The organism is Variovorax stachyos, assembly GCF_051400855.1.
Classification (GTDB): domain Bacteria; phylum Pseudomonadota; class Gammaproteobacteria; order Burkholderiales; family Burkholderiaceae_C; genus Variovorax.
Genome location: NZ_JBLFFN010000015.1, coordinates 112,123 through 129,665, shown reverse-complemented (window position 1 = coordinate 129,665; position 17,543 = coordinate 112,123). Strand labels below are relative to the sequence as shown.

Genomic DNA, 17,543 nt, shown 5'->3' with positions numbered 1-17,543 from the left:
CGATGTCGCGCGCTTCGTCAACCCGGCGGCCAGCACCGCCATCGCGAGCAGCAGGGGCGGCACCTCGACGGAGTTGGCCGCGGGCGCCACGCTGGGGCTGAGCGAATCGACCAGCCTCTACGGCGAAGTGGGCAAGCTGTGGGCCTCCGGCGGAGACACGCGCGTGAAGGGCTCCCTGAGCGGGTCCGTCGGGATCAAGGTGCGCTGGTAGCCATTTGGCAAAGGCGAAGGGCGCACAAGCCGGTGCAGCGCCGATGCCTCAGTCCTTGGCCCACAAGGCCGCACCCGGAAAATGGGCGAAGGCGGCCGCGATGCGAACCGCACCCTCATGCACCACCAAGGTCTCGCCCGTCAGCACGTTCTCGAAGCGCGTGCCCTCGGGCACATCCGGCAGGCGCACTGTCGTGTCTTCCCACACTTCGCCGAGCGGAGGTTCGCCCATGGCGGCAAGCGAGCTGAACAGGCGCGCCGCGATCAGCACCAGCACCCGGTCCTCATGCCGGCGCATGAAGGCCACCACGTGCGCGGCCTTCGCGCCCTCGACCTCCAGTCCCCGGTAGTCGCCTTCGCGGAACAGCGCGGGCTGCTCGCGGCGCAGCGACAGCATGCGCCAGCCAACCCAGAGCTTGGCGCGTCCATCGGCGGCGGCAGCAGGCACCAGCGCGGCGACGCGGGCCGGCAGGTCGTCGACCCGGGCCATGGCCTCGAGCTCGTCCAGGCAGCGCACGCGCAGCGTGTAGTCCACCGGCCGCCGGTTGTCCGGGTCGACCAGGCTCAGGTCCATCAGCTCGTTGCCCTGGTACACGTCCGGCACGCCGGGCGAACCGAACTTCAGCAGCGTGAGCGAGAGGCTGTTGAGCGCCCCGAACCACGACAGCGTGCGGACCAGCGTCTGCAGGTCGTCGACGAAGCGCGGGTCGGCCTCGCGACTCAGCACCGCGCGCACGAAGCCTTCCAGCGCCTGCTCGTAGGCCTCGTCGGGGTTCGTCCATCGGGTTTGGAGCTTCGCCTCGCGCGCCGCCTTCTGCATGTAGCCCACGATGCGCTCGGTGTAGGGCTCGCGGGTGCCGTCGTCGAGCCCCTCGGCGGGTAGCGTGCCGAGCAAGGTCTGGTAGAGCAGGTATTCGTCCGTGGACGAAGGAGCGCCGGACGGCGCGCCGTCGGCTTCCAGCTTCCGGCGAATCCCGCGCGTCAGCGCGCGCCAGCGCCGCAGCGCCAGCCGCCAGGTCCCCGGCATCTCCGACAGCACGTCGATGCGGCAGCGCACGTCCTCGGAGCGCTTGTTGTCGTGGGTGGAGCTGGCCAGCATGGTGTGCGGCCAGTGCCGCGCGCGGTCGGCGCTGGCCTCGTGGAACTGCTCCACCGTCATCCCGAAGCGCGCCGGCTCGCCGCCCACCTCGTTGAGCGCGCTCAGCGGAAAGTAGCGGTAGAAGGCGGTGTCCTCCACGCCCTTGGCCGTGACCGGCGCGCTGAACTGCTGGAAGCGGATCGCCAGGTGCAGCACGCGGCGCTGCAAGGCCTCGTCGGCATCGGGCACGGCACGCCCGAGCAGGGTCTGCTGCACGAAGTCGTAGATCGAGACGTCCGCCTCCTGGCTGCCGCGCCGCGCCTCGCGCGTGGCCCAGGTGATGAAGCGCTCGTCCTGCTGCGAGGGCGCCTCGATGATGTAGGTGCGGTAGACCGGCAGGCAGGCCGCGACCTCGCCCAGCGCACGCTGCAGCGCATTGAAGGTGTAGTCGCGGGTGCGCCGGTCGGCGCGCGCGATGCGCAGCAGCTCGGTGGACAGCACCGTCAGCTCCGAGGCCAGCGCGCTGCGCATGATGTCGCGCTTGCCGGCGCGTGCGAGGCTCAGGAAGCTGTCGCGCAGGCCGGTGAAGTTGCGCCAGATCTTCTCGAACTTCTCTGCCGCGGCAGTGTCGATGAGCACGCCGTTGGCCACGTTGGCAAAGCGATAGCCGGTGGTGCCGTGCACGTGCCACTCCCCGGGCACTTCCTCGTCCTCGGCCTTGATCTTCTCGGCCACCACGTAGAGCGGCCGCGCCGGCCGGCCGTCGTCGTCGCGCTCGGCCAGCACCAGCCCCGCGCGCCGTGCATAGCCTTCCTGCAGTTGCCGGAAGTAGCGCGTCGGGTCGTACAGGCCGTCCGGATGGTCGATGCGCAGCCCGTCGACGTGGCCGGCCGCCGCCAGGTCGAGCGCGAAGGATTGCGTGGCCTCGAACACCTCCTCGCGCTCCATCCGCAGCCCGGCCAGCGAGTTGATGTCGAAGAAGCGCCGGTAGTTGATGTCGTCCGCGGCCACGCGCCAGTAGGCGAGGCGCCAGGATTGGATCTCGATCAGCGCATGCAGCTCGTCGCGCGCGCTCGGCAGGTTGAGCTCGGCCACGCGCGCGGTGATGGCGCGCGCAGCGGCAGGCTGGCGCGCGGCGAGCTGCGCCAGCTGGGTCTTGAGCAGCTCCTTGTCGCGCGCCTGCTCGGCGCGCGCGGCGTCGTCGCTCGCGCCGCGCCCCAGCAGCCGGCCGAAGGCCGAGGAAATGCCCGCGAGCTGCGCTGCGAGCGCGGCCTCCTCGAGCTGCGACGCTGCGCTGGCCAGCACGCGCGGATAGCTGTCGGGCGCCAGCGGGAAGCGATGCTCGAAGTAATACACGGCCAGGCTGCCGCTGGCCTCCTCGAAGCGCAGCACCAGGTCGCCGCTCATGAGCACGTCGCCGTAGTGGTCGCCCAGCACCGGCACCAGCACCTTGCCCGCGAGCTCGGGATTGAGCGGCTGCCAGTCGATGTCGAAGTGCTGGGCGTAGAGCGAGGCCGGGCCGTTCTCCAGCACGTCCATCCACCAGGCGTTGTCCGCCCCCATCACGCCCATGTGGTTGGGCACCAGGTCCACCAATTGACCCATGCCGTGCACGCGCAGCGCGGCGACGAAGCGCTCGAAGCCTTCGCGCCCGCCGAGCTCCGGGTTGACCTGGTCGTGCGCAACGACGTCGTAGCCGTGCATGCTGCCGGCGCGGGCGCGCTGGATCGGCGAGCAGTACACGTGGCTGATGCCCAGGCGGGCGAGATAGGGCAGCACGCGGATCGCATCGTCGAAGCGGAAGCCCTTGTGGAACTGGAGCCGGTAGGTGGCACGCGGGATGCGCGCCTGCATCGAGGCGCGCTGCGGCAGTGCCATCGCGAGCGGGCGCGGGCGCAGGCGCGACAGCGTGCGCGCGAGCGAATCCATTTCCCCGCTCGTGGCCAGCGCCTGCAGGTCGGCCGGCAGCTTGCGCTGCCAGTTGGGCTGCTCGTGGGTGGTGCCGGGCATGTTGGCCTGCTCGACGACACCGAGCACATCTTCGAGCTGGACCATCATGAGCAAGGCAGGCGCCTCGGCGAGAAAGGCATGCACCGCCTCGACCATGCGCGGCGACAGGCGCGACTCGCTGCTGGCCTGCGCGACCTCCTCCGCGCTCAGAAGGCCGGCGTGCCGCACCGCCAGCAGCAGCTGCACGCGCTGGCGGGCGCGATCGAGCAGCAGCTGCTCGAGCTGCGGCTCGTCCGCGATCAGCCCGAGCTGCAGGCGCAGCCGGAGATCCTCGCCGCTCCACCAGCCCGCCAGCGTGTGGAGATCGTGCGTGGCGACGGCCGCCAGTGCCTGCGCCGGGTAGGCTGCGGCCGGCTTGAAAGCGCCATCCGACTCGCGCTCGAAGAACAGCAGGCGGTAGGACAGGATGTCGAAGCGCGCGAGCGCCTCGCGCATCTCGGGCGCCACGGTGCCGAGGTCCTCGCCGATCACCAGGCAGCGGTGGCGCTGGCTCTCGAGCGCGACGATGGCCAGCATCTCCTCGACCGGGTAGTGCACGTAGCCACCATCGCGTGCGGTGCGCCCCCCCGGAATCCAGAACAGCCGCATCAGCCCCATCACGTGGTCGATGCGCAGCGCGCCGGCATGGCGCATGTTGGCGCGCAGCGTGTCGATGAAGAAGCGGTAGCCCTCGGCGCGCAGGCGGTCGGGCCGCAGCGGCGGCAGTCCCCAGCCCTGGCCGCTGGGGTTGAACTCGTCCGGCGGCGCGCCCACGCTCGCCTCGGCGGCGAACAGCGCGCCCTCGCTCCAGACGTCGGAGCCGCCACGGTCGCTCGACACCGCGAGGTCGAGGTACAGGCCGATGCCCAGGCCGAGCCCCTTGCAATGCGCGCTGGCACGCGCGAGCTGGCCTGCGGCCAGCCACTGCAGGTACTGGTGAAACCGGACGCGCTCGGCCTGCTGCCGCGCGAACGCCTCCACCGCGGGGCTCCCGGGATCGCGATGGTCCTCGGGCCAGACCGGCCAGCCCCAGACCGCCGCATCGGCCGCATGGAAGTGCGCCTGCAGCGCCTCGAACAACGCATGGCGCCGCAGCGATTCGCCGCCTTCGGCGACGAATTCGAGGAGGGCGGCTCCCTTGTCGTCCAGTGCCTCGCTGCCGTCCCCCGACAGGTGGCAGGCGCGGAAGTGCGCGAACAGCAGCTCGAGCACCTCGAACTTCGCCCGCGCCACGCCGGCATGGTCCACCAGCGGCAGCTCGCGCAGCGCCGCAAGCCGGCCCTGGAACTCGAGCGAGCCCACCAGGCGGCGCGCGGTCTCGCAGTCGGCAAAGTCCGGTGTGGCCTCGACATCGATGTAGAGCACGTTGAGCCAGCGCCGCGAGGACGGGCTGTACGGGCTCGCATGCGCCGGGTTGTGCGGGAACAGGGCATGCAACGGGTTGAGGCCGACGATGTCTGCGCCCCGCGGCGCCATCTGCGTGATGAAGTGCGCAAGGTCGGTGAAGTCGCCGATGCCCCAGTTGCGCCGCGAACGCAGTGCATACAGCTGCAGCGCCGGGCCCCAGACCCGGCCGCCGTCGCGCAGCGCGGCCGGGCGCCAGCAGCGCTCGGGCGCGCTGACGAGGAGGGTCTCGCCGTCCAGCCCTTCGATGCGCAGCCGGTGGTATCCCATCGACAGGCTGCGGGCGAACGGCACCTGGCGCTCGCACCAGCGCGCGCCGTCGATCTCGATGGAGGCGGTTTCGGGCAGTGCCACCGCGTCGATCTCGCCCTGCTGCTGTGCGCCGTCCTCGTCCGACAGCTGCCAACGCAGCAGCGCCATCGACGCGGGCATGCGCAGGGGCAGCACCCAGTCTGCGCTGGAGGCCCGGATCACCCGCACCGGCGGCAAACCGTGCGACCAGCTGGCCCTGCGCTCGGCCTCCAGCAGCGCGTCGGCCTGTGCGTCGTCGTGCAGCCGCATGGCGAACTCGGCCAGCAGCGCAAGCAGGGTCTCGCGCGGCACCGGCCGGTGCGCGCCCCAGATGTCGTGGTAGTCGAGCGCGATGCCGAAGTGCGCGCAGAGCCGGGCGATGGCTTCCGATCCGCCGTCGTGCCCCGCTTCAGCCAAGGCCGGGCTCCTGCAGCGTCACCAGCACGGCGCCGCGCGCCAGCCGCAGGGCACCGTTGCCGTCGCGCTCGACGGCATTGGCATGGAGGGTCTCTCCCGCCGGCGGCGCGATGCCGTCGACCGGTGCATCGCCGAAATTGGCCGCGACGTGCAGGCGCGGCCCGTCCTCGCCGCGTGTCGTGTCGGCCAGCGTCCACGCGACGCGCAGCAGGCCGCCTTCGACCTCGAAGCGCCCCGGGCCGCACTGGCGCGCGAGCAGGGGCACCAGCCGCTGCCGGCGCAGCGCCAGCATCTCGCCCAACTGGATGCGCCAGGCCTCGTGCAAGGGGTCGTCGCACTCCTCCCAGCGCAGCTTGGAGGCGAGAAAGGTGGACTCGGCATTGGGATCGGGAATGCGCGCACGCGCCGCCTCGTCGGCGAAGGCCGCGAAGCGGCCGAACTCCTCGCGCCTGCCCTTGGAGACGGCGGCCGCCAGCTCGGGGCCGAAGTCGCAGAAGTACTGGAAGGGCGTGGAGGCCTCGAACTCCTCGCCCATGAACAGCATCGGCACGTGGGGCGAGAACACGAGGCAGGTCCACGCGGCGCGCACCAGGGCGATGTCGCCGATCGCCTGGATGCGTTCGCCGAAGGCGCGGTTGCCGACCTGGTCGTGCGTCTGCAGGTACGAGACGAAGGCGCCCAGCGGCAGCCGGCTCGCGTCCTCGCCGCGCCGCTCGCCGCCGCGGAAGGCCGAGGGCTGGCCCTGGTACACGAAGCCCTGCGCCAGCGCGCGGCCGAACTGCGCCACGGGGTCGTCGGCATAGTCGGCGTAGTAGCCGTCGGTCTCGCCGGTCGCCAGCACATGGGCCGCATGGTGCAGGTCGTCGTTCCACTGCGCGGTGGCGCCAAGCGGCAGGCCGAGCTCGTCGCGCGCGAGGAAGGAGGCCTGGTTGGCATCGTTCTCCAGCACCACGTGCACATGCCTTTCGCGGCCGGGGCCGCTTCGCAGCGCCTGGCAGATCTCGTGGACGATATGCAGCGCCGAGTCGTCGTGGATGGCGTGGACCGCATCCATGCGCAGGCCGTCGAAGCGGAACTCCTCGACCCAGTAGAGCGCGTTGTGGATGAAGAAGTCGCGCACCGTGCGCGCGCTCTCGCCGTCGTAGTTGATGGCCGACCCCCAGGGCGTCTGGTGCTTCGGGTTGAAGAACTGCGGGCAGTAGGCGTGCAGGTAGTTGCCCTCCGGTCCGAAGTGGTTGTAGACCACGTCGATCAGCACCATCAGGCCCAGGCCGTGGGCGGCGTCGACCAGCGCCTTGAGCTCCTCGGGCGCGCCGTAGCTCGCATCGGGTGCGAACTGCAGCACGCCGTCGTAGCCCCAGTTGCGCTGACCGGGGAAATCGGCGAGCGGCATCAGTTCGATGGCGGTGATGCCCAGCTGCGCCAGCGCCGGCAACCGCTCCCGGGCCGCGGCGAAGGTGCCCTCGCGCGTGAAGGTGCCGACGTGCAGCTCGTAGACGACGGCTTCCTCCCACGGGCGGCCGCGCCAGTCGTCGTGCTGCCAGGCGTGGGCGGCCGGATCGACCACGCGGCTCGCACCGTGCACGTCCTCGGGATTGAAGCGCGAGGCCGGGTCGGGCACCCGCAGGCCGTCGGGCAGGCGGAAGCGATAGGCGTCGCCGGGCCCTGCCTCGCGCAGGTCCAGCCGGTGCCAGCCCTCGGCGTCGCGCAGCATCGGATGCGAGGACGGCTCCGCGCCGAGCTCCAGCACCACCTGCTCGGCGGCGGGCGCCCACAGCGCGAAGCGCACCCCGCCGCCGTCCAGCAGGGTGGCACCGAAGGGCATGGCGTGAACGTGATTCATGCTGAAGCCTCCGCAGGTGGTTGGGAGCTCTGCCGGGCCGTGCGGGTCATGAGCACGAAGGAACGGCTCGGCAGCCGGTAGTGGGGCTCGGCCCACGGATGCGACAAGTTGGGGTGGGTGCCCACGTGGCCTTCCTCGGGCGGCAAGACCCCGGTTGCCGTGTCGAGCAGCAGGTACCAGGGTTCGCCCTTCGTAGGCAGGACGAAATCGAGGTCCTCGTGGTGGGCACTGAAGAGCAGCAGGAAGTCGTCGTCGCGCACGGTCTCGCCGCGCGGCCCGAAGTCCGTGATGCCGAGACCCGACACCAGCATGGCCAGCGCACGCGCCTCGCCGTCGTTCCAGTCGTCGGGCGTCATCTCGCCGCCATCGGGGCGCAGCCAGCAGACGTCGTTGACCGTGCTGCCCGGCGGCGGCTGGCCCGTGAAGAAGCCGCGGCGGCGAAAGGAGGGGTGCATGCGGCGCAGGGCAATGACGCGCTGGACAAAGGTCGTCAATGCCTCGCGCTCCTCATCGGGACTCCAGTCCAGCCAGGTCCTTTCGTTGTCCTGGCAGTAGGCGTTGTTGTTGCCGTTCTGCGTGTGGCCGCGTTCGTCGCCGGCCAGCAGCATCGGCACGCCCTGCGACAGCAGCAGCGTGGCCATCAGGTTGCGCATCTGGCGCGCGCGCAGCGCAAGCACGGCCGGTTCCGAAGTCGGGCCCTCCACGCCGCAGTTCCACGACAGGTTGTGGCTGTTGCCGTCGCGGTTGTCCTCGCCGTTGGCTTCGTTGTGCTTCTCGTTGTAGGAGACGAGGTCGTGCAGCGTGAAGCCGTCGTGCGCGGTGACGAAGTTGATGCTGGAGTTAGGATGCCTTCCGGACCATCCGTAGAGGTCCTGCGAGCCGGTCAGGCGCTGGGCGAAGTCGCCGAGCTTGCCGCCGTCGCCCTTCCAGTAGGCGCGCACGCCGTCGCGGTAGCGGTCGTTCCACTCGGCCCAGCCGTAGGGAAAGTTGCCCACGCGGTAGCCGCCATGGCCCAGGTCCCAGGGCTCGGCGATCAGCTTCACCCGGTTCAGCGTGGGGTCCTGGCGCATGGCGTCGAAGAAGCCGCCCAGGTCCTCCACCTTGCCCGACTCGCGCGCCAGCGCCGAGGCGAGGTCGAAGCGGAAGCCGTCGACATGCATCTCCTCGACCCAGTAGCGCAGCGAGTCCATCACCAGTTGCAGGGCGCGCGGATGCTCGAGGTTGACGGTGTTGCCGCAGCCGGTGAAGTCGTCGTAGAAGCGCCGGTTCTCGCCGTTGGTGATGTAGTAGGAGGCGTTGTCGACGCCGCGCATCGAGAGCGTCGGCCCCATCTGGTTGCCCTCGCAGCTGTGGTTGTAGACCACGTCCAGGATCACCTCGATGCCGGCGGTATGCAGCGTCTTCACCATGGTCTTGAACTCCTTGACCTTCTGCGAAGCGCTGTAGCGCATCTCGGGCGCGAAGTAGCACAGCGTGTTGTAGCCCCAGTAGTTCTGCATGCCCTTCTCCGCGAGGTGGCGGTCGTTCAGGAAGGCATGAACCGGCAGCAGCTCGACCGTGGTGACGCCGAGGCGCCAGAGGTAGTCGACCACCGACGCGGAACACAGCCCGGCATAGGTGCCGCGCAGCTGCGGCGGCACGTCGGGATGCGTCATCGTGAAGCCCCGCACGTGCATCTCGTAGATGACCATGTCCTGCCACGCGATCCGCGGCGGGCGATCTTCGCCCCAGGTGAAGGCGGGCTCGAGCACCCGGCCCTTCGGCATGAGCGGCGCGCTGTCGCGGCGGTCGAAGGACAGGTCCTGGCGCTTGCTGCCCACGGTGTAGCCGTACAGCGCGTCGCTCCAGCGCAGCTGGCCCACCAGGTCCTTGGCATAGGGGTCGATGAGCAGCTTGTTGGGATTGAAGCGATGTCCCTCCTCGGGCTTGTACGGGCCGTGCACGCGATAGCCGTAGGCCAGCCCCGGCCGTGCCTCGGGCAGGTAGCAATGCCAGATGTCATCGGTGCGCTCGGGCATGGTGATGCGGTGGCGCTCGTGACGGCCCTTGTCGTCGAAGATGCACAGCTCCACCTTGGTCGCGTGCTGCGAAAAGAGCGAGAAGTTGACGCCTTCGCCATCCCAGTGTGCGCCGCGCGGGTAAGGACGGCCGGGCCAGACTGCGGTGATCAGGTCGTTGGTTTTCATCGGCGAAACTTGCGCTCGTCGAGCCGGTCGATGGGGTCCCTGTCCTTGTGTTCGCGCGGCCACCACTGCTCGATTCGCTCGGCCGCCCAGTCCTTGCCGCCGAGGCCAAAGGCCAGGGCCAGGGCGAACACCACGCCGGCCAGGATCACGAGAAAGCTCTCGCGCACGATGTCCCCGCCGACCTTCATCTGGTCGAGCGCGATCAGCACCACGAAGACCATGATCGCGTACTGCGCCAGCTTGCCGAGGAAGACCGCATCCTGCAGCTTGATGTTGCGGCCGTAGGCAGTCACCGTATCGCCGACGAAGCGCGCGAAGTACGAGCCGAAGGCCAGCACCAGCAGCGAGACGAAGACGTTCGGCACGAACCACATCACCTTGCCGATCAGGTCGCTGATGTAGGTGAGGCCCATGCCGTTGAAGGCGATCAGCAGCGAGGCGAGGATCACCAGCCAGTACACCAGCACGCCGAATATGCCGGTGGTGTCGAAGCGCATGCCACCCTGGCGCAGGAAGCCGTCGAGGCCGGCGCGCTCGGTGAGCACGTTGAAGTTGACGGCGTGCAGCGCCTTCACCACCGTGAAGCGCGCCAGCTTGGCGAGCAGCCACCCGGCGATCACGACCACCACCGCGAAGAGCAGCCGCGGCAGGAAGGCGCCGATCTGGAACAGGATGGCCCGCAAGGGCTCCAGGTGGATTCCGAAGCTTTCCATGATGCTTTTCTCCGTTGGCCGTGGGGGCGTTGGCGGCGGGCCTTCGTCAGGATGCGGCGTCGCGGCCCGCCATCGCAAGGAGGCCCTGCAGCGGGACCTGGACCCAGTCGGTACGATTGTTCAGTTCGTAGCGCAGCTCGTACAGCGCCTTTTCAAGTTCGAACAAGTCCAGCAGTTGCAGGTCGACGGGCGTTGTGGGCTGGGCTTCTTCCATCGTGTCGAGGTAGGCGGAGAGGAAAGCCTCGCGGCTGGCGGTCTCCCACTGCCGCACGGGCATTTCCAGGCGCTGCAGCTCGTCGGCGTTCTGCGCCACCCGCTTGAGCGCCGACCAGCGCGCATAGTTGAAGGAGCGCAGCATGCCGGCCACGTCGCGCAGCGGCGAGCCCTTGGCGCGGCGCTCGTCGAAGGCGCGCGTGGGCTCGCCCTCGAAGTCGATGATGACGAAGTCGTTGTCGCTCACGAGCACCTGGCCCAGGTGGTAGTCGCCGTGGTAGCGCGTCTTCAGGCCGTGGCCGTTGCCGATCGCAGCGGCGGCGCGTGTCGAGAGCCGGCTTTCCTGGGCGAGCAGCTCCTGCGCATCTTCCTGGGCAGGCACGGGCAGCTGCGGCAGGCGCTCGCGCAGCAGCGCGAGGGTGCTCGCGACATCGGCAACCGCGTGCTCGCGCATGGCCTCGATGTCTTCTGCCGCAAGAGGCTCGGGATCGAAGGCCGGGTCGCCGGTGCGGCGCGCCAGCGCGAGATGCAGTTCCGCGGTGCGGCGTCCGAGCACCTGCATCAGCACGGTGAAGCCGCCATGCGCTTCCGACGGCGCGGCGGCGGCGAGCGTATCGACCGCCGTGCGCAGCTCCTCGAGGAAGCGCTCCACATAGCCCAGCGTGTAGACCCAGCCGTCGCCCTGGTTGGTCACGTAGCGCTGGACCATGGCCAGCGTCGCGGTGCGGCCGTCGTCGCCGATGTATTCGACCGCGCCCAGCACCGGCACGCAGTGCGGGTAGCGCACGACGCTCGTGAGGAAGCGCCCCATCTCGACCTCGGGGTTGATGCCGTCGCGCACGCGCCGGTAGGCCTTGAGGAAGAGGGTCTCGTCGAAGGTCACCACCGTGTTGCTGCTCTGCGCCCCGGGCCGGCCGACGGCCAGTGTGCCGAGGTCGGCATCGATGCGGCCGAAGGCCTCGGTGGGCGTGAAGCGCAGGCGCCCCTTGGAGGCCGGCAGCTCCAACCCTTCGCGCACCGCGCGCACCATCGCGCGGCAGAAGGCCTCGTCGTAGAAGGCATCGGCCATGACGCCGACATTGGCCTGCTGCCGCACCTTGGCGACGCCGGCCTGCATCAGGCGGTTGAGGCGGTCTTCGTCCTGCTCCTCCCAGGCCAGCGCCAGCGGCACGAAGTAGGTCGACGCCTCGGTAGGGCCGTCGAGTGCGACGAGGGGCAGCATCCAGCTGAAGCCGTTGGCGTCCCAGACCGCATGGTCCACCATGCGGGCGCGCTCGACTGTCGAACCCTTGGCGCCGTACCAGCGCTGGATCTCGATGAAGCGCGGCAGGGTGTCGGTCTCGAACTGCGTGAGCATGCGCTCGGCCATGCCGATGCGCCATGGCATCACGCGGTCGCGGAAGAAGCTGGTCCAGCCGTCGAACAGCACCAGCGTCGGGCGGTCCTGCAGGCCCACGCCTTCCTGGTGCCAACTGGGCATCTCGGCGTCCTGCGCGAGCCGGAACCAGTAGAAGCCGTACGAGGGCAGGGTGAGCAGGTAGGGCAGCTCCCCGATCGGCGGGAATGAAGTGCGCCCCAGCATCTCGACCGGGATGCTGCCCTTGTAGGCCGAGAGGTCCAGCTCCACCGGCTGCGCCGCGCGCGAGAGATTGAACACGGTGAGGATGGTGTCGTTCTCGTACTCGCTGAGATAGGCGAGGATCTTTCGGTTGCCGGGCCGCAGGAACACGCGCCGGCCGCGGCCGAAGGCCCGGCTGGTCTTGCGCACCGCGAGCATGCGCCGGGTCCAGTTCAGCAGCGAGCTGGCGTCGCGCGCCTGCGCCTCGACGTTCAGCGCCTCGTAGCCGTACATGGGGTCCATGATCGGCTGCAGGTACAGGCGCTGCGGGTCGGCGCGCGAGAAGCCGGCGTTGCGGTCGGGGCTCCATTGCATCGGCGTGCGCACGCCGTTGCGGTCGCCGACGAAGACGTTGTCGCCCATGCCGATCTCGTCGCCGTAGTAGATGATGGGCGAGCCCGGCATCGACAGCAGCATCGCGTTCATCAGCTTCACCCGGTCCATGTCGTTTTCCATCAGCGGCGCGAGGCGGCGCCGGATGCCGACGTTGATGCGGGCGCGCAGGTCGGCGGCGTACATGAGGTACATGTAGTCGCGCTCCTTGCTGGTCACCATCTCGAGCGTGAGCTCGTCGTGGTTGCGCAGGAAGATGGCCCACTGGCAGCCCTCCGGGATCTCGGGCGTCTGCTGGATGATCTCGACGATCGGGTGGCGGTCCTCCTGCGCGATTGCCATGTACATGCGCGGCATCAGGGGGAAGTGGTAGGCCATGTGGCATTCGTCGGCGTCGCCGAAGTACTCGCGCACGTCCTCGGGCCACATGTTGGCTTCGGCCAGCAGGAAGCGGTTCTTGTACTGCGCGTCGATGGCCGCGCGCAGTTGCTTGATCACCACGTGGGTCTCGGGCAGGTTCTCGTTGCTGGTGCCATCGCGCTCGCACAGGTAGGGGATGGCATCGAGCCGGAAGCCGTCCACGCCCATGTCCAGCCAGAAGCGCATGGTCTTGAACACCGCCTCCAGCACCCGCGGGTTGCTGAAGTTGAGATCGGGCTGGTGGCTGAAGAAGCGGTGCCAGTAGTAGGCCTTGGCCACGGGGTCCCAGGCCCAGTTGGACGTTTCGGTGTCGGTGAAGATGATGCGCGTGCCCTGGTAGAGCTGGTCGGTGTCGCTCCACACGTAGAACTCGCGCTCGGGCGAGCCTGGCGGCGCGCGGCGCGCCGCCTGGAACCACGGATGGTCGCTGGAGGTGTGGTTGATGACCAGCTCGGTGATGACGCGCAGCCCGCGCTTGTGGGCCTCCTCCAGCATGATCTTGAAGTCGGCCAGGGTGCCGTAGTGCGGGTGCACGTCTTCGTATTCGGCAATGTCGTAGCCGTCGTCGCGCAGCGGCGAGGGATAGAAGGGCATCAGCCAGATGGTGTTGACGCCCAGGTCCTTCACGTAGTCGAGCTTGGCGGTAACGCCCTTGAAGTCGCCGTAGCCGTCGTCGTTCGAATCGAAGAAAGCCTTGACGTTGAGCTGGTAGATGACGGCGTCGCGATACCACTGTGGATCGTCGGTGCTGTCGATCTCGACGGTCTCCAGGAGCAGGTGCGATACCGGTGCATTCATGTCAACAGGCCCCTAGAGGAAGTAGTCGAAGTCGCGTTCGTCGCGCACCCGCCGCCGCACAACGAAGACATGCGCCGGCACGCTGTGCGGATCGAGCCGGACGAAATGGCGGCTGCCCTGCCAGAGGTAGCGCTGGTTGCTCAGCAGGTCGTGCACCTGGAAGGACTGCGCGGGCTCGCAGCCGACGAAGTCCAGGTCGAGGTCGAGCCAGCCGGACTGCACGTTGTGCGGGTCGAGGTTGACCACGGTCACGATCACGTTGCTGCCGTCGGGCGAGCGCTTGGCATAGGCGAGCAGCTCGCCGTTGTCGATGTCGAAGAAGCGCAGGCTGCGGTCCGAATGCAGGGCCGGGTTCTCGCGCCGGATGTGGTTGACCCGCGCGATGAAGGGCGCCAGGCTTTGCGGGTCGTCGTGATTCCAGTGGCGCAGCTGGTACTTCTCGGAGTTCAGGTATTCCTCGCTGCCCTGCTCGCGCGGCAGGTGCTCGCGCAACTCGAAGGCGGGCCCGTAGATGCCGTAGCTCGCCGACAGCGTGGCGGCCAGCACCAGCCGGGCCATGAAGACGGGGGTCTCGCCGCCCTGCAGCCGCTCGTGCAGGATGTCGGGCGTGTTGGGCCACACGTTGGGGCGGAAGTACTCGCTCCCGGGGCCCTGCGAAAGCTCGATGAAGTACTCGGTGAGCTCCTGCTTGGTGTTGCGCCAGGTGAAGTAGGTGTAGGACTGCGAGAAGCCCAGCTTGGCGAGCCGGTGCATCACCTTGGGCCGGGTGAAGGCCTCGGCGAGGAACAACACGTCGGGGTGTGCCTGCTTGAGCTCGGTGATGGCCCATTCCCAGAAGGGAAAGGCCTTGGTGTGCGGGTTGTCGACGCGGAAGATCTTCACGCCCTCGGCGATCCAGTGCTCGAACACGCTCTTGAGTTCGGTCCAGAGGCCCTGCCAATCCTCGGTCTCGAAGTTGAAGGGATAGATGTCCTGGTATTTCTTAGGCGGGTTCTCCGCGTACTGCACGGTGCCGTCGGGACGCCAGCGGAACCAGGCGGGATGGGCCTTGACGTAGGGGTGGTCGGGCGCGCACTGGAAGGCGATGTCGAGCGCGATCTCCAGGCCGTGGCGCTGCGCCTCGGCCCGCAGGTGCTGGAAGTCCTCGCGGGTGCCCAGCTCGGGCAGGATGGACTTGTGGCCGCCTTCCTCGGCGCCGATGGCCCAGGGGCTGCCCACATCGCCGGGCTGCGCCGCGAGCGCGTTGTTCTTTCCCTTGCGCTGGATGCGCCCGATCGGATGGATGGGCGGGAAATAGAGCACGTCGAAGCCCATGGCGGCGATGGCCGGCAGCCGCGCCTCCACGTCCTTGAAGGTGCCGTGCCGGTCGCCTTGCGGCGCGGTGGAGCGCGGGAAGAGCTCGTACCAGGTGCTGAAGCGCGCGCGTTCGCGATCGGCGACGAGCGGCAGCGCCACGGGGTGGTGCGTGGCCAGGCGGCGGTCGGGGTAGCGCTCGGCCAGGACGCAGAGCGCCTCGTCCAGCGCGAAGGCCTTGAGGGCGGTCGCGTCCATGCTGTTCTCGACCGCCGCGGCCTTCAGCTCGCGGCTCCAGCGCGCCAGGGCCTGGGCATCGGCGCCTTTCGCACGCTCTGCCTGCTCGGCACGCTCGGCCGCGGCGGCGATTTCCTGCGCGCCCACCTGCGAAGCGATGCGGATGTCTTCCGCATCGATGCGGCGTGCCATGTCGTGCCGCCAGGACTCGAAGGCATCGACCCAGGCAGTGACGGTGTAGCGGTAGCGGCCGACCGCGGGCGGCGCGAATTCGGCCTCCCACACGTCGTTGCCCAATGCCTTCATCGGCAGCTCGGTCCAGTCCGCATCGGCCTCGGCGCGCCAGCGCAGCATCACGCGCAGCACGTCATGTCCATCGGCGAAGCAGTGGGCCTGCACGCGCAAGGCCTCGCCGGCCACGCGCTTCACGGCGAAGCGGCCGCCGTCGACGTTGGGCAGCACGGCATCGATGACGGCGCGCACGCGGCCGTCCTCGCCATCCGCACGTTCGATCTTCGGGGCGGGCGATGCGGCGGCCTTAGGCATGGGGGGCGTGCTCCAGGATCAAGGTGGAGAGTGGCGGAAGCGTGAGGCACAGCGAGTGCATGCGGCCATGCGAACGGACCGGCGAGGCCTCGACGCCGCCGAAGTTGCCCCAACCCGCGCCGCCGAATTCGCTGGCGTCGCTGTTGAGGCGCTCGCGCCAGAAGCCGCCCTTGGGCACGCCGAGCAGGTAGTTGGTGCGCGGCACCGGCGTCATGTTGCTGACGATCAGCAGCGGCGACCCTTCGCGCGGCTTGCGCAGGAAGGCGAAGACGCTGTGCTCGGCGTCGTCGGCCACCACCCATTCGAAGCCGGCGCCGGAGAAGTCGAGCTCGTGCAGCGCCGGCGTGCTGCGGTAGACGCCGTTGAGCTGGGCCACGAAGCGCTGCAGTCCCGCATGGCCATCGAGCGCGGCGACCCACCATTCGAGCTCGCCGTCGTGGGTCCATTCGCGGCGCTGGCCGAACTCGCCGCCCATGAAGAGCAGCTTCTTGCCCGGATGCCCCCACATGTAGCCGAGCAGCGCGCGCAGGTTGGCGAACTGCTGCCAGCTGTCGCCCGGCATCTTGTTGAGCAGCGAGCCCTTGCCGTACACCACCTCGTCGTGCGAGAGCGGCAGCACGAAGTTCTCGCTGAAGGCGTAGACCAGCGAGAAGGTCAGCTGGTGATGGTGGTAGCGGCGATGCACCGGGTCCTCGTGCATGTAGGCCAGGCTGTCGTGCATCCAGCCCATGTTCCACTTCATGCCGAAGCCCAGGCCGTCCATGTCGGTCGGGCGCGAGACGCGCGGCCAGGCGGTGGATTCCTCGGCGATGGTGAGCGTGTCGGGGTGCTCGCGGTAGACGGCGCGGTTGAGCGTCTGCAGGAACTCGATGGCCTCCAGGTTCTCGCGTCCGCCGTGGCGATTGGGGATCCATTCGCCCTGCGCGCGCCCGTAGTCGAGGTAGAGCATGGAGGCGACCGCATCGACGCGCAGGCCGTCGATGTGGTACTTGTCCAGCCAGAACAGGCCCGAGGAAATCAGGAAGCTGCGCACCTCGTGGCGCCCGTAGTTGAAGATGCTGGACTTCCAGTCGGGATGGAAGCCCTGCCTCGGGTCCTCGTGCTCGTAGAGATGGGTGCCGTCGAAGTAGCCGAGGCCGTGCTCGTCGGTGGGGAAGTGCGAAGGCACCCAGTCCAGCAGCACGCCGATGCCGCGCTGGTGCAGGTGGTCGACGAAGTACATGAAGTCCTGCGGCGTGCCGTAGCGCGAGGTGGGCGCGAAGTAGGCGGTGGTCTGGTAGCCCCAGGAGCCGTAGAAGGGATGCTCGGTGACGGGCATCAACTCCACATGCGTGAAGCCCATCTCGTGCACGTAGTCGGCGAGCAGGGGGGCGAGCTCGCGGTAGTTGAGGAACTGGCCATCGCGGCGCCGCCAGGAGCCGAGGTGGACCTCGTAGGTGGACATGGGCGCATCCAGCGCGTTGCGCGCGGCGCGCGTGGCCATCCACTCGCCGTCGCGCCAGTCGTAGTTGAGCGACCAGGCGCGTGAGGCGGTGGCCGGCGGCGTCTCGCAGAAGAAGGCGAAGGGATCGGCCTTGTCGACCTGGTAGCCGTTGTGCCGGGAGCGGATGCGGTACTTGTAGGCCTGGCCGGGCGCGACATCGCAGACCGATCCGCTCCAGATGCCGCTGTCCTCATGGGCCTGCAATGGATGGGCATCGCCGTTCCAGCCGTTCCAGTCGCCGACCACCGACACCGAGGCTGCATTCGGCGCCCACACCGCAAAGCGGGCGCCGCCCTCGGCGCGGAGGTGGCAGCCCAGTTGATCGTAGAGACGGGAGTGCGTGCCCTCGCTGAAAAAGTAGCGGTCCTGGGCACTGAAGGCGGGGGTGATGAGCACTGCGGGCGTCCTTGGCGTTCGAGGCCGCGGCCGTGCGTGAACGCAGCCGGATCGGCGTTTGAACGGACCGTTGTA

Annotated in this window: 8 protein-coding genes; 1 reads left to right on the top strand and 7 read right to left on the bottom strand. The window is 69.0% G+C overall.

All coding sequences use genetic code 11. From position 1 onward, the window contains the following. Window positions 1-211: hypothetical protein (locus ACMGEZ_RS22985; protein ID WP_436824593.1), on the top strand; the 211-nt coding region annotated here is incomplete at its 5' end. A gap of 48 nt (window positions 212-259) precedes the next feature. On the opposite strand, the gene ACMGEZ_RS22980 is transcribed toward ACMGEZ_RS22985, so the two are convergent. The 7 genes from ACMGEZ_RS22980 to glgB are packed head-to-tail and all read right to left on the bottom strand — an operon-like array spanning window position 260 to window position 17,468. Further along, window positions 260-5,389 carry a malto-oligosyltrehalose synthase gene (locus tag ACMGEZ_RS22980; RefSeq protein ID WP_436824592.1) on the bottom strand — a complete coding sequence of 1,710 codons (5,130 nt, stop codon included), beginning with the start codon at window positions 5,387-5,389 and terminating at the stop codon, window positions 260-262. Further along, the gene (gene treZ / locus ACMGEZ_RS22975) at window positions 5,382-7,232 is read right to left on the bottom strand and encodes a malto-oligosyltrehalose trehalohydrolase (RefSeq protein ID WP_436824591.1); all 1,851 of its coding nucleotides are present in this window, start codon (window positions 7,230-7,232) and stop codon (window positions 5,382-5,384) included. The genes ACMGEZ_RS22980 and treZ overlap by 8 nt, the downstream gene beginning before the upstream one ends. Beyond that, window positions 7,229-9,418: a glycogen debranching protein GlgX gene (gene glgX, locus ACMGEZ_RS22970; protein WP_436824590.1), complete on the bottom strand. Its 2,190-nt coding sequence runs from the start codon at window positions 9,416-9,418 to the stop codon at window positions 7,229-7,231. Before glgX ends, treZ begins: the two co-directional genes overlap by 4 nt. Continuing rightward, window positions 9,415-10,131 (bottom strand): mechanosensitive ion channel family protein, encoded by a 717-nt coding sequence (locus ACMGEZ_RS22965; protein ID WP_436824589.1) that lies wholly within the window; start codon window positions 10,129-10,131, stop codon window positions 9,415-9,417. Before ACMGEZ_RS22965 ends, glgX begins: the two co-directional genes overlap by 4 nt. 46 nt (window positions 10,132-10,177) lie before the next feature. After that, a complete protein-coding gene (treS, locus tag ACMGEZ_RS22960; RefSeq protein WP_436824588.1) occupies window positions 10,178-13,513 on the bottom strand; it encodes a maltose alpha-D-glucosyltransferase in 3,336 nt (1,111 codons plus the stop codon). 12 nt (window positions 13,514-13,525) lie between these two features. Continuing rightward, window positions 13,526-15,589 carry an alpha-1,4-glucan--maltose-1-phosphate maltosyltransferase gene (locus tag ACMGEZ_RS22955; protein ID WP_436824587.1) on the bottom strand — a complete coding sequence of 688 codons (2,064 nt, stop codon included), beginning with the start codon at window positions 15,587-15,589 and terminating at the stop codon, window positions 13,526-13,528. Then, on the bottom strand, window positions 15,582-17,468 hold the full coding sequence (gene glgB / locus ACMGEZ_RS22950) for a 1,4-alpha-glucan branching protein GlgB (RefSeq protein WP_436824586.1): 1,887 nt from the start codon (window positions 17,466-17,468) through the stop codon (window positions 15,582-15,584). The genes ACMGEZ_RS22955 and glgB overlap by 8 nt, the downstream gene beginning before the upstream one ends. Window positions 17,469-17,543 lie beyond the last annotated feature (75 nt).